We start from the raw sequence: 12,681 nt of genomic DNA, 5'->3' as shown, positions 1-12,681 counted from the left end.
AGAAACCCTTTACATCCAATACTTACGGCGACAAGACGATATTTCAGTCATTTTTGTTACAGGGAGTTAACACGGTAACATTTTGAAATTTTTTATATGAAATGTGAGCTCTGCACCCAACTGCGCACTGAATTCTCTGTTTTGACTAGCTCCTCGTTCCTAACAACAAAAATCATCACTTTTTGATAACACTCCAACCACATACAAAACCATGAATTCACATCCGCTTTTAATGTTTCAAATTATTTTATCAGTAACGGCAAAAAGAGATTCCAATCACATATTTATTGGTTATAATCCGCGCTCATTGCGTTAATCGTTGAAAAACGCAAACTAATTTTGAGAAAAAACATCTTTAAACCAACCCTCTTTGCGGCATTGCCAACAAGAGGAAAAACTGAGAATGAAAATGAGCAAGATTGATAAAGCTATGCGCATCCTGTTAGCAGGGTTCTGTATCAACCTTTGTCTTGGCATCCTGTATGCTTGGAGTGTATTCAACAAGGCACTGGTAACTGAATCAGGCTGGAGTGCTGCAGAAGCTTCTGCACCTTATGCAACTGCAACCATCACTTTCTCTATCTGTCTTCTTGTTGCAGGTATTCTTCAAGACCGCATGGGTCCGCGTATGATTCTTATCCTAGGTACTGTTCTTACAGGTCTAGGCATGATCGCATCTGGCTTTGTTGACACTCCACTCATGCTGAACATTACCTTCGGTGTGATCACAGGTGCAGGTATCGGTTTTGGCTACGCATGCCTATCACCTTCTGCAATGAAATGGTTCCACGCTTCGAAGAAAGGCATGGTTAACGGCATTATTGCGGCTGGTTTTGGTCTAGCGGCTATCTACCTAGCACCAGTAACATCATCATTGATCGACAGCATGGGCATTCAAACCAGCTTTATGGTTCTTGGTGTTGGTATCCTAGCGATTGCGGTTCCTCTTGCAGCAACCATCAACAACCCACCAGCAGACTACACACCTGCTGAGCCGAAAGTAAAAGAAGGCCAAGCACCTAAAGCGGTGAAAAAGTCAGATGACCTAACTTGGAAAGCAATGCTGAAGACACCACAGTTCTACTCTCTATGGATCATGTACGCATTCGCAGCTTCTGTTGGTCTAATGATCATCGGTAACATCACGACCATCGCAAGCGTTCAAGCAAACTTACCAAACGCCGTTTACCTAGCGTCTATTCTTGCTGTATTTAACTCAGGCGGCCGTGTTGCTGCGGGTATGCTTGCAGATAAAATCGGCGGTGTTCGTACGCTTCTACTTGCGTTCGTCTTACAAGGCGTAAACATGGTGTTGTTCGCAACGTTCGACTCTGAGTTCACTCTGATCATTGGTACTGCGATCGCAGCGGTAGGTTACGGTACACTTCTAGCGGTATTCCCTACTCTAACGGCCGAGTTCTACGGTTTGAAAAACTACGGTACTAACTACGGTGTGCTTTACACTGCATGGGGTATCGGTGGTGCAATCGGCGCAGCAGTTGTTGGCTTCTCTATGACGAACGGCGAAGGCTACACCTTGGCTTACACTATTTCTTCAGCAATGATGGCAGTATGTATCGTACTTGCGTTCATCACTAAGCCACTGTCTGAAGCGAAAGTAGCGCAGCTAAAAAACGCATAATTGCGAATTGATTTGATAGCGAAAAGGCTTAACCTATGGGTTAAGCCTTTTTTGTTATCGGTCGTTTATGGAAAGCCCTATCGAACTTGCACCAGACTACTATCTAGAAAACTTCTTTAAGCTGACTCACCACGCAGTAACCTGGTACAGCGATTTACTGGCTGAGGAAGAACACACTTGGCTTTGCTCGTTTGATTCCTTGAGCAAACACGCCCAGTGCCTGTTGGTGCGTTTATACAGCCGAAAAGGGTGTTGGTTTCGAAGTGATAAGCTGTGTTATCAAGAAATACCTTCAATCAATGAAGCACTGGCAGAATTGAGTCAACATGAGTTTGTGGCCCTTTCCCCCACACTCTCTCATCAAGAGTTAGCGTCTAACTTACTGACGAAACCGGAGATCTCTGCACTTTACCCAGAGCTACCGAAGTCATTAAAGAAAGATGCCCTTGTAGAGCGTTTAAGCAACACGGAATTTGATCGTTTTGAGCAGCTTGAGTTTACGATCATCAAACTCAATTCCGCCCACATGATCGACGTTTTACTCACCCTATTTTTTGCCAACACCCATCAAGACTTAAGTCAGTTCGTGCTTGATGACTTAGGTCTACATCAGTTCGAGCAATACCAATTGAGTAAAGTGCGCCGTTTCTTTGATTCACGTGAGCAAATAGACCGCTTAATTGAACTGAGCCAACTGAGCAACCTGTACTGGCAATTTGATCGAAAAGACAAAGCCAATCTCGACTTATTAATTGAGGCAATGCCTCAGCCCGTTAATCACCATTACGTGGATCGTAAACGTGAACACATGTTGAATGACATAGCACGTGATTACGAACGGATTGATGAGCTAGAGACCGCCCTATCACTATTTGGCCAAACTCAGCTCGCTCCGAGCCGAGAACGACGTGCACGTATCTATGACAAACTAAACCAAGATGATTTATTTAGTGACATTGTCACAGAGATGCTGCAGTCGCCAATTGATGTGTCTGAGCTCGAAGTCGCACAAAAACTTGAGCAACGGTTGAAGCGAAAACAAGGCGCGAAAATGCCAAGAGTAGCAAAGCCACTCTGCTCCGAATACCATATTGAACTGGATTTATCTCAACAACGAGTCGAGCTTGCCAGTAAAGCGTATTTTGAGTCCTTAGGCTGGAATGTGTTTTACGCTGAAAATGCGTTGCTCAACTCGCTACTGGGGCTTACATTCTGGGATGCGATTTTTGCTCCTATTGAAGGGGCATTCATTAACGCATATCAACACCGCCCTTTAGATTTATATCACTCGGATTTTGTTACCAAGCGCCAAGCTTTGATAGACACCGCTTTTGCCGAACTAGAAGCGGGCAGCACCCAGACGTTATTGGCAAAATACGATGAGAAGTTTGGCATCAGTAATCCATTTGTACATTGGAATTTAATAAGTAAAGAGCTACTCGAAACAGCGCTCAACACTATCCCAACCAATATGCTGATGGCGCTGTTCAAAATACAATTGAGCGACCTTAAGCTTTACCGCAATGGGATGCCGGATCTCATTGCTTTTAAAGAAAATGAGTTCGAGTGGATTGAAGTGAAAGGCCCTGGCGATAAACTCCAGGATAACCAATGGCGTTGGATCAAAGAGTTTACTCGCCTTAATGTCCCGTTTGCGGTGTGTTACGTCGCAGCAACTTAACTTACTCTATATTAAGAGCTTGGTGTTTGTTCACTCAAACCGCCCCTCGGTTATCGCCCCTTGCTCTTTTTTCTAAACATTTTTTCGTTTCTTCACGATCGCTTCACGCTTCTTCACACAAAATGCGCTTCTACTCACTAAGTTGACTTGAAGAGGAAAAATAAAATGAACAAAACACTTCTTGCGTTACTTGTTACCTGCTCAGTTTCGGTATCTGCGGCTCCTTATGTAGGTCTCGAATATGGACTAGGCACCACTGACCATGATTTGGAACCTCACTTTTCAACTGACAACGTAACACTCAACCCTGGGCTTGAAGACGGTATTTTCTCAGGTTTTGTCGGTTACGCGTTCGATGACAACTGGGCGCTAGAGTTGGGCTACAGCCAATTTGACCTTGATGATAATCGTTCAAAGAACCTTGGTATCAAACAAATTGATGGCAAAGATTACCATCATGAAATGGATTGGGATGCGTCAATCAAAGCCAAGCAAGTGTCGTTGGCACCTGTGTTTAACTATGCATTAAATGACAAATGGACAACAAAATTCAAAGCGGGTCTAACGTACACGCAATACGACACCAAAGTTTCGAAACACCAAGAATATGAGCTTGTCGCGAATGACGATGTGGAAATGAACAACACGCTTTTCCACAACACAGAGAAAAACAACGAGCTAGGCGCAATGTTCTCAGTGGGTGCGGAATACAGAATTTTCCCGCAGCTCACCATTGGTGCAAACGCAAAATATCAACTAGACAGCTACGCAAACACGGCATCCTTTAACGTAGGCACAACTTACTACTTCTAATTTAAGGAGACGATAATGAAAAAAATGATTTTAGCATCCATGTTTGCCCTACTTTCAAGCTCAGCTTTCGCCGCGTTTAATGGTCCAGAAATAAGCGTAATTAATTCGGTAAAAGAGGCGCACAACGCAACCGACGACAGCGCCGTCATGTTAACCGGGCACATTGTTCAATCTCTTGGTAACGAGACTTACTTGTTCAAAGATGAGACTGGTGAAATCGAAGTGGAAATCGACAATGAAGATTGGATGGGGCTAGACGTTGGTCCAAACGATAAAGTGACGATTCGAGGCGAAGTTGACTCAGAGTGGACAACCAAGCAGATCGACGTAGAGACCATTCAAAAGCTTTAATTCGCCTGACACCTCAACACAAACAACACAGCCACATATTGGAGGCTGTGTTGTTTATGGACCGTGAAACTACTCGTTTAGCTGGTCAAGCAAGGACAATCTTGCGGCAAGACTAATCGTATACTCTTAGGCTGAACATCAAACCGTATTGTTCTCGAATGATATGGTTCACCATCTAAATTGAGCGGAAGTGGATTTGGAAAGTCTATCTCCAACCAGCTTGCTCTTGTGTGTTTTACAAACTCACCTTTCTCGCTAGGATTATTGATCTCTTCGATAACTTTTGGCAGCTCATGAGGTAAGAATGGACGCACCAATGTTAGATCCATCAAGCCATCATTAATCATCGCCTTCGACGCTAACTCTTGCCCACCTCCAGCTAAGCGACCATTGCAGAAAGCGCCAAGCAACATTTCTCCCTGATAAGCCCCGCCTTCAATTGTTATTGTTCCGTCATAAGGTTTAAAGCCGAGCGCTTTTACAACACCGGTTAGTGTATAAGCGCCGCCACCAAGAAAGTTTTTAAGTTCAACAGGCGTTTCTGCCGTAACTTCTGCGCCAAACCCTGCTGTTGCCACGTTAATAAAGTAACGATCGTTAGCCTTGACACAATCGACCAAAGCAGACTGCCCTTCTACGGCGAGAGATAAAGACGCCTTGATAGAAGCTGGCACTTGAATCGCGGTGGCAAAATCATTTGCGGTACCAAGAGGGATAATGGCTAACTCAGGGCGTTTTTCTTCTTCAATTTGGATAATCGCAGAAGCCGCCTCATTGACGGTCCCATCGCCACCAGCGACAACAATACGTTCAATCCCTTCATCAACCGCTTCTTTCACCAAGCGCGGCATGTCTTGAGATTCCCAAGTCACTCGCACTTGCACATCGACGCCCTTGTCTCTCATTTTCATGATTGCATCTCTTAACTCTGGGTTCCCAGCTTTTTTGCCGTTAAGGATGGCACGTATTGTCTTCTTCATTGCACTTCCTATTGGTTGATGGTTTTCCCTGCTTGTTTAATCTGTGATCGCAACCATTGATGGGCACTGTCGTTTGTCCGACTAGGATGCCATATTGTGCAGAGCTCATAGGTTTGTTCATCAAATGGCATAGATAAAGATTTAACATGATAGGTGTGGTTGAACAAGTTGATCATCGACTCGGGCATTAAACCAATATATTCACTACCGCAGATAACAGGTAGCATTTCCAACACGCCAGAAGCTCGATACTTTACCTTTCTTTTGTCCAAGTCGACAATATCATCGGCGTTTAACAAGCTCTTACGACTCTGCCACTGCGAAACCACCACATGTTCTTCTTCAAAAAATTGTTCAGCCGTAATCTCGTCCTTTAAGCGTGGGTGCTCCTCGCTAGACACCACCACCAAGCGCTCAGTAAGCACAGTTTCAACTTTTAAAACTGTTCGTGCTCTTGGCGCGATATCAATGATCAAGTCGTAACGTTGCAAACGCAGATCGCTTTCAAAATCTTCTGTAAAGAGTGGATGAACCTCTAAAGCAATATGTGGTGCTAACTCACGGATCTGTTTCATAACTTTAGGGAGCAACTCAAAACTTGCAACAGAGACACAAGCAATGGAAAACACTCGATTCGACACTTTAGGGTCAAATTCGCTAGAAGCCGTCAGAGTTGAAGTAAAGTTTTGCACCGAAGTAAGCAGCGCAGGGTAAATATCCATAGCAAAAGAGGTAGGTTCTACTCCCTTGGTACAGCGATGAAATAAAGGTTCGTCATAAATATCACGAAGGCGTGCCAACGCTTTGCTGACTGCGGGCTGCGTGATACTGAGACGTGCTGCCGCTTTAGATAAATTCCCCTCTTCATAGATGGCAATAAAGATGGGGATAAGATTCAGATCGGTCGGTTTCATGCTATTAAATTTTTCGAAAATCACTTTTTCTATTTTAATCTAACAGCATGATAGTTAACGTAACCAAGTACAAGAAATGGGCGGTAAGACCTGTTTTAATGAGTTTTAACTCAATTTTGACGTACTCCATTCACCGCATAAGTGAGCAGCTAGCGTGCAAGCCAAAGCTTACATTAAGATTTGCCTAAATATGGGGTAAGAAACTCGCAGACTTCCTCGCCGCATAAACCAATTTCCACCTCAATACCCGCTTGTTCTAGAATCTCGATTCCTCGACCACTGTTGCGCGGATCTGGGTCCAACATGGCTACGACGACTTTGCCAATACCGGATTTTACTAATGTCACCGCGCACGCTGGCGTGCGACCTACAAACGAACACGGTTCGAGCGTAACGTATGCCGTCACCGATTCTAACGAGCCTTGATATGCATTCAGCGCTTCTACTTCCGCGTGATTGCCACCAATAGCTTGAGTATGACCTTCTGAAACGATTTGATTGTCTTTCACTAACACGCAGCCAACCGGCGGGTTGGGTTGACATTCAGGAAGCGCATTTTTGGACACTTCCAATGCGCGGCGCATAAACTCTTGGCTCATTTGAAATCTATTCTCTAATAAAAACGAGGCGCTATATTAGCGCCCCGTTTTATTCATTGCCATCTCTTCCAATGACTTTGTCCAGCTCTGGTAACGCTCGCGGTATACGGAATTTAAAGCGTTGTTGTTTGGTCTGGATCTTGCGCCACATCGACTTCATTAAATGAGCGCTATTTTCACCATTTTGCATTCGCGACGCACTTTTTTGCCACGATTCACTCGTATCGGCTTTGGTCATTTCCAGCTCTGCCGTATTTAAACGCAATTGTTTGTACAATACGGTCCTTGCTTCAGACCAACGTTTAGCCTTTAACAAACGGTGGAACGTCAACCATGTTGGTGTGGGTCTGTTGCGGTAGTAACGTTTAATGGCTACCAATGAAACAGCCACAAAGCCCAGCAATACAAGCGTGGAAACAATCCATGCAAAGTACGTTTTGATGAAGGATTTCAACGTGTGCTTCGCGGCAAATGTTTTGCCCTCTAACACCACCGTTTCCACTTGCTGAGTCTTACTGTTCCACCAACGGAACTCATAATCTGGCAGGGTTAATTCACCACCTTGTTGAATCACGTACACGCTCTCTTCTGTGCGTGTTGACTGGTAATCACCACGTGTTTGCGTATCTGTAAGACGGTGCGGTTGAGGATACGCTTGGTAACGGGTTGTTGATTCTCCTTTCAACAAGTCTGGTAGCAACACAGATAGCGAATCTTGAGCTGAAATGGTGATTTTACGCGTGATTGCATCCCCAACTTTGAGTGACTCAGTGGAGGTTTCCCACTCTTGTTTTACGTCTACGTGCGTTGCAGAAAACCAAGGCGTGTCACCGCTCAACAATCCCGATGGCAAGACAGTTTTGAACTTAATCGGCTGCGTGTAAAGGGTACCTGACACCTTCTCGCCGTCCGGTGCTGACACCTGAACGCCCACTGCGACAGGTGGAATCACAAAATCACCAGATGCTTGCGGATACAAAGTCACTTCCCAGCGTTGACGCGACCAAGTTTGTCCGCCCTTGTGCTCCGTGAAGTTAGTGGCTAACTGATTACGCTGTTTGGCGATAACATTGGGCATTTCAATACTGCCAATTCGCGTCCCACCCGTAAACCAGCGCGGCGTTGCCACTTCGATGGTTAAAATGACTTGCTCGTTGACACTAAAACTTGGCGTTTTACGCTTTTCTCCAGCCGTTGGTTGTTGACCAACCCACGCTTGCAACTCAACACCATGATTGCGTTGAAGATCGTAAATGTCCTGAGCGAAAACGTGACGACTTACGAACAGACTCAAACAAACCACTAACCATGCCACTATCCGTACAGGAAGTGCAAAAGAGGTAACGCGATGGGCATTCATCATCATTGATCAGCCTTCTCTGTATTGTGTTCCGTTGTCGTAGTTGAGCTACCCGTTGTTGGCGAGCGTAATTGAATTTGGAATTTAGCGCGTAAGAAATACTTCGGATCCGCTTCGACTCGCTTTAGCCACTTGTCGGCTAACTCTTGGCTACCTATGATGTCGTCTGCGCTTAACGTCTCTTTAATCATCAACTCTGCTGACGTTTGTTCATCCGCTCCTTCTGCGGTTTGAGGGTTGTCGCCTAGCTCGGTTGACGCCTCTTGCTCTGTTCCTGCTTGACTCTCACTCATCTGATTTATCTCATCGACGATGCCAGCAATCACTTTCAAGTTGTGCTCAACATCAGGTCTTAACGACTCGCTCAACGTTGGCTTACTGGCTAGGGATTTTAACAAGTCACGAGCAGCCAAATATTCACGCTGACGCGCCAATGCGCTCGCCGCATTGTAAAGACCGTAATCTCTAACCTCTTCGGACGGGTCGTTTTGCATTTCCAAAAACGCACTGTGCGCGAGCTCAAACTCGCTAGCGTAGTAGTACGCCGTGCCTTTGCGTAATGGATCGACAAAGTGTTTTGCAGCTTCTAAATACGCTTGTTGGTTGAACAAACGCTGTCCTTGTTGGTCTGGCGTCAGCCACAAATCCCACCACCATTGCGCCACCTTGTCGAAGGTCGTCACTTTTTGCACAACTTGTGGCTGTTCGGCTTTCACAGAAATGTTCTCCGCCATTGCACTGGTCGGCATCAACAGTGTACCGCTCACCATTACGATCACGCACCACTGCACTAACCACCCTTTTCTAAACCACAGCATCATGATCAACGCGATTGGGAACAGAAGTTGATAACCCATGTCTTTCCAAGGCATTGAAGATTCGCCATTAAGCTGCATATTGCGCTCAACGTATCGATTCAGTTGTTCGATATCACTGTTATCGACCGTCACTTCCACCAATCGACCGTTGGTCTGGCTGGCCAGTTTTTGCAGAGAATCCAAATCCATCGGGTTGTTACTCACGATGTCTGTATTCCCCGCAGCAAGAATTAACAGTTGATAAGGTTTACCTTCAAAATACGCTTGGTATTGCTTAATCGTGGCCGGGTTCACGCCATCGCTCACCAACAAAACGGTGGAGCCTGGTTGACCTTGCAATTGTTGATCAATTAACGGTAAGGCTTTTTCAGCAAGCTTACCTTGCACGGGCATGATTTCTGGCGTAATGGCCGCCAAAAATGGGTCAAATACTTTGCTGTCTTGAGTCAGAGGCATCGCCACATGAGCACTGCCCGCAAACACGACTAAACCCGTTTTTCCGCCTTTTCGAGCGGCTAACAGATCGCGTACTTTCTGTTTGGAACGCTCAAGGCGGCTTGGTGGGAGATCTTTTTGCAGCATCGAGTCGCTGTTATCAAGCACCACAAGCAGAGAGGCTTTATCTTCGCCAAAGGGGGAAGATTCACGTTGCCACGTTGGGCCTGCACAAATCACAATGGCAATTAGTACAATCAGCATCAAGAGCTTAAGCGGCAGTTGCTTACGCCAACCTTGCTCGCCAATCGTCAAAGCATTGCGTAAATGTTCGGGCAGAATATCCTTCCAGCTTGGTTTGCTTTCTTCTCGCCAGCGCAACCACACCAAGAAAAACATAGGGGTCAAAGCCAGTAACCACAGCGGTCGAATAAAATGAAACTGCGTAAAGAATTGCGTCCAACTAAGAGAATCAAACATCGCTCTCTCCTAATGATGATCGTGTTGCAGCCCTTCTTTTGAGTGTCGCGACGCTGAACGCGAATAAATGCATGATGACCACTAACGCCATCAAGTAATGGTGAAGACTTTGTTTCGGCCGGTATGTGGTGCTTTCGTAAAGTTGAGGTTCCAGTTTACCAATCTCGTCGTAGGCAGCCGATAGTTCATCACGGTTGAGAGCTTCAAACGCTTCGCCGCCGGATTCTTTCGCAATGCGATGAATCGTCTCCATATCCAACGCGGTTTCACCTATCGTTTCCGGATCGCCCATCGCAATCACGTGCACTCGCACGCCTTTGGCTTTCGCAACTTTCGCCGCATCAATCGGTTCGACAAAGCTGCCCGTGTCATTACCATCGGTTAATACAATCGCGACTTTTTCACGGTTTTGCTTTTGTTCTAAAGCACCACGCGACTTATCGCTTTGCTCAAAAACTTTAATCGCTAAGCCAATCGCATCACCAAGATGGGTACTCTGCCCTGCCATCGCCACATCGGTTTGGTTAAGCAGTTCGAGCCACACTTTTTGGTCTGCGGTAAATGGCGTTTGCACAAAAGCGGCATCACCAAAAAGAACCAAGCCTAATCGGTCTCCTTTACGAGACTGAACAAACTCCGTCAACACTTCTTTCGCCGCATCAAGGCGAGAAATTTTTTCACCTATACGAGAGGTGAAATCAGGCTCAGCCATGGAACCCGAAAGATCCACCACCACCATAACATCGCGCCCTAAACTCTCGCGAACTTGAGGCTCGCCTAACACGGTGGGTTTTGCCATCGCACACACCACCAAAAGCCATGAGAGAATTAACGTTGCTCGTTGCCACCAGCTTGGGGTTAACTGGCTTGCACCTTCTGACGGCGTCTCGCCAATCGCTTCCACCAACTGACTAAAAAACGGCACTTTGATCGCCATTTGCTTAGTGCGATATGCAGGCACCAAGTAGTACACCACCAATGGCAGCGGCAAAATCAGAAACCACATTGGGTGAGCAAATTCAAAACCAGACAAACCAGTTAGCGATACAAGAAGATCATTCATGTTGACCTCCCTGATTTGCTTTGCGTTTCAATAATGGAGATTTCTTTGCCGCGCTTTTTTGAGCATCACAACGGTGTTCACTCACCCAGTTTTTCGCACGAGCAATAAGCGTTAATCGCTCTTCGTTGGTTAGTATAACGCTTGGGTCAACAATACTTTGTAACCAGCGCTTTGAAAGCTCATCGTTAAAGACCACTTGCGAGTTTGCTTGAGAATCTCCGGTTTGCGGATATAGCGCATCGAACTTTCGCAAAAAGGCGGTATCAAACAATTTCGCGTTACGGCTATCAACATGAATCAACACAATTTTAAGCACAGAGAACAATGCTTTAGGCATGCCTTTGTCGCTCGGTTTGATTTGCGAAATCGTCAACAGAGCTTCTTGTCGGTAGCGGTTACACCACCACTGTTGAACCAAACGATACGCGACATACACCAGTGCAATGAGCGCAACCGCCGCTAAAATCTTCCAGCCAATAGTTTGCGGATACCAACTCACACTTGGTGGCACGGCCACATCATGTAGCTCTCTGAGTATGTAAGTACTCGGAGGCGTAGGAAGACCACTCATTTAACGCCCTCCTACCAGTTTTTGAAATTGTTTAATGTGCTCGCCTGTCGTATCGAGTTCGATGTGCGGAAGGTGTTTCATCGCCATAAGTTGAGAGAGTGATTGACGCTGTAAGCTAGTTCGAGCCTCAAGCTTTGCGCTCGCGGCTTCTACCTTTGCTTTGCTGTCTAAATTGAGTTGATACTGCCCATCACCAACCACCCATTTCGATTTTGCCAAATCGTCTGGTAGCGCTTGTTCTAATGGGTCACTGACCATCACTGCGAGAACATCGTTGTGCTGTTGTAGCTGTTTAAGGTGATCAAGGTGGTGCTCCTCGCAGTCGCTCCAGTCGCTGATAAAAATCAATGTGGATTGTTTGAGCTTCATGCGTTTAATGAGCTCAATCCATTGACTGAACGTCACTTTTTCGGAATTGCGGGAGTCCACATTGAGCGATTGATTGGCTTTAGCGAGACGCTTAAGTTGAGCCAGAAGATCGTTTTGCGAACGCTGCGCCTTGCTGTGAAACAGCGCCTGTTGGGATGCGATGACAAAACCAACTCGGTCGCCATCTTTTAACACACGCCACCCGCACATGGCCGCGATTTCTGCCGCGACAACCGATTTCATTACTTGCGTCGAAGCAAAAAACATTGCGCTGCGCTGGTCGACACACACGATCACGTTGCGATCTTTTTCTTCGGTGTAGCTGCGCACGTGCGGCTTGCCTGTGCGCATCGTGACTTTCCAATCCAGGTTACGAATGTCGTCACCCAATTGATAATGGCGCAGCTCTTCGAAGTTCAATCCACGACCGCGAAACAGCGAATTGTGGCGGCCTGAGAGTACGCTGCCCGCTTTTAGATGAGGAAGTAAACTGAATGATTCTGCTTGTGCTTGCAAACGTACTAAACGAGCGTAATCGCAGTACAAACGGGGATCCATCCCCTGTGATTTTGGCGCAAGAGTTGGCTTAGCCATAATGCCTCCCG

The 12,681-nt window shown here is 46.1% G+C and carries 12 protein-coding genes; 4 read left to right on the top strand and 8 right to left on the bottom strand.

Features of this window, described 5'->3' with window-relative positions; genetic code table 11:
• The first annotated feature begins 409 nt into the window (after positions 1 to 409).
• The 4 genes from CBX98_RS17630 to CBX98_RS17615 all read left to right on the top strand — a co-directional run bounded on the left by CBX98_RS17630 (position 410) and on the right by CBX98_RS17615 (position 4,487).
• On the top strand, positions 410 to 1,642 hold the full coding sequence (locus CBX98_RS17630; protein ID WP_031780690.1) for an OFA family MFS transporter: 1,233 nt from the start codon (positions 410 to 412) through the stop codon (positions 1,640 to 1,642).
• 67 nt (positions 1,643 to 1,709) lie between these two features.
• On the top strand, positions 1,710 to 3,323 hold the full coding sequence (locus tag CBX98_RS17625) for a VRR-NUC domain-containing protein (protein ID WP_109169895.1): 1,614 nt from the start codon (positions 1,710 to 1,712) through the stop codon (positions 3,321 to 3,323).
• 165 nt (positions 3,324 to 3,488) lie between these two features.
• Complete coding sequence (locus CBX98_RS17620) at positions 3,489 to 4,136, top strand: AcfA family outer membrane beta-barrel protein (RefSeq protein WP_109169894.1); 648 nt, start codon at positions 3,489 to 3,491, stop codon at positions 4,134 to 4,136.
• 15 nt (positions 4,137 to 4,151) lie between these two features.
• A complete protein-coding gene (locus CBX98_RS17615; RefSeq protein WP_053807720.1) occupies positions 4,152 to 4,487 on the top strand; it encodes a NirD/YgiW/YdeI family stress tolerance protein in 336 nt (111 codons plus the stop codon).
• Between the two features lie 77 nt (positions 4,488 to 4,564).
• Here the strand turns inward: CBX98_RS17615 and yegS are convergent, their stop codons facing one another.
• The 8 genes from yegS to CBX98_RS17575 all read right to left on the bottom strand — a co-directional run bounded on the left by yegS (position 4,565) and on the right by CBX98_RS17575 (position 12,670).
• Positions 4,565 to 5,467, bottom strand: a complete 903-nt coding sequence (gene yegS / locus CBX98_RS17610; protein ID WP_048624961.1) for a lipid kinase YegS — start codon at positions 5,465 to 5,467, stop codon at positions 4,565 to 4,567.
• Positions 5,468 to 5,475: 8 nt separating this feature from the next.
• Complete coding sequence (locus tag CBX98_RS17605) at positions 5,476 to 6,381, bottom strand: LysR family transcriptional regulator (RefSeq protein ID WP_172605997.1); 906 nt, start codon at positions 6,379 to 6,381, stop codon at positions 5,476 to 5,478.
• A gap of 173 nt (positions 6,382 to 6,554) precedes the next feature.
• Positions 6,555 to 6,980 carry a bifunctional diaminohydroxyphosphoribosylaminopyrimidine deaminase/5-amino-6-(5-phosphoribosylamino)uracil reductase RibD gene (locus CBX98_RS17600; RefSeq protein ID WP_005398150.1) on the bottom strand — a complete coding sequence of 142 codons (426 nt, stop codon included), beginning with the start codon at positions 6,978 to 6,980 and terminating at the stop codon, positions 6,555 to 6,557.
• Positions 6,981 to 7,029: 49 nt separating this feature from the next.
• Complete coding sequence (locus CBX98_RS17595) at positions 7,030 to 8,346, bottom strand: BatD family protein (RefSeq protein WP_109169892.1); 1,317 nt, start codon at positions 8,344 to 8,346, stop codon at positions 7,030 to 7,032.
• Positions 8,343 to 10,073 carry a VWA domain-containing protein gene (locus CBX98_RS17590; protein ID WP_109169891.1) on the bottom strand — a complete coding sequence of 577 codons (1,731 nt, stop codon included), beginning with the start codon at positions 10,071 to 10,073 and terminating at the stop codon, positions 8,343 to 8,345. Before CBX98_RS17590 ends, CBX98_RS17595 begins: the two co-directional genes overlap by 4 nt.
• The gene (locus CBX98_RS17585; protein WP_109169890.1) at positions 10,066 to 11,136 is read right to left on the bottom strand and encodes a VWA domain-containing protein; all 1,071 of its coding nucleotides are present in this window, start codon (positions 11,134 to 11,136) and stop codon (positions 10,066 to 10,068) included. Before CBX98_RS17585 ends, CBX98_RS17590 begins: the two co-directional genes overlap by 8 nt.
• On the bottom strand, positions 11,129 to 11,707 hold the full coding sequence (locus CBX98_RS17580) for a DUF4381 domain-containing protein (RefSeq protein WP_109169889.1): 579 nt from the start codon (positions 11,705 to 11,707) through the stop codon (positions 11,129 to 11,131). The genes CBX98_RS17585 and CBX98_RS17580 overlap by 8 nt, the downstream gene beginning before the upstream one ends.
• Positions 11,708 to 12,670: a DUF58 domain-containing protein gene (locus tag CBX98_RS17575; protein WP_015313118.1), complete on the bottom strand. Its 963-nt coding sequence runs from the start codon at positions 12,668 to 12,670 to the stop codon at positions 11,708 to 11,710.
• Between the last annotated feature and the right edge of the window lie 11 nt (positions 12,671 to 12,681).

Origin of the sequence: Vibrio sp. T9 (assembly GCF_003123985.1) — a bacterium.
GTDB classification, from domain to species: domain Bacteria; phylum Pseudomonadota; class Gammaproteobacteria; order Enterobacterales; family Vibrionaceae; genus Vibrio; species Vibrio diabolicus.
Note: the sequence above shows the minus strand (reverse complement) of the source record. Positions and strands in the feature narration are given on the sequence as shown.

Bases quoted from the DNA above. Each gene is read 5' to 3' on its own strand.
- CBX98_RS17615 (WP_053807720.1), top strand. From the start codon at position 4,152: ATGAAAAAAATGATTTTAGCATCCATGTTTGCCCTACTTTCAAGCTCA.
- CBX98_RS17580 (WP_109169889.1), bottom strand. From the start codon at position 11,707: ATGAGTGGTCTTCCTACGCCTCCGAGTACTTACATACTCAGAGAGCTA.
- CBX98_RS17595 (WP_109169892.1), bottom strand. From the start codon at position 8,346: ATGATGATGAATGCCCATCGCGTTACCTCTTTTGCACTTCCTGTACGG.
- CBX98_RS17590 (WP_109169891.1), bottom strand. From the start codon at position 10,073: ATGTTTGATTCTCTTAGTTGGACGCAATTCTTTACGCAGTTTCATTTT.
- CBX98_RS17625 (WP_109169895.1), top strand. From the start codon at position 1,710: ATGGAAAGCCCTATCGAACTTGCACCAGACTACTATCTAGAAAACTTC.
- CBX98_RS17585 (WP_109169890.1), bottom strand. From the start codon at position 11,136: ATGAATGATCTTCTTGTATCGCTAACTGGTTTGTCTGGTTTTGAATTT.
- CBX98_RS17620 (WP_109169894.1), top strand. From the start codon at position 3,489: ATGAACAAAACACTTCTTGCGTTACTTGTTACCTGCTCAGTTTCGGTA.
- CBX98_RS17630 (WP_031780690.1), top strand. From the start codon at position 410: ATGAGCAAGATTGATAAAGCTATGCGCATCCTGTTAGCAGGGTTCTGT.
- yegS (WP_048624961.1), bottom strand. From the start codon at position 5,467: ATGAAGAAGACAATACGTGCCATCCTTAACGGCAAAAAAGCTGGGAAC.
- CBX98_RS17605 (WP_172605997.1), bottom strand. From the start codon at position 6,381: ATGAAACCGACCGATCTGAATCTTATCCCCATCTTTATTGCCATCTAT.
- CBX98_RS17600 (WP_005398150.1), bottom strand. From the start codon at position 6,980: ATGAGCCAAGAGTTTATGCGCCGCGCATTGGAAGTGTCCAAAAATGCG.
- CBX98_RS17575 (WP_015313118.1), bottom strand. From the start codon at position 12,670: ATGGCTAAGCCAACTCTTGCGCCAAAATCACAGGGGATGGATCCCCGT.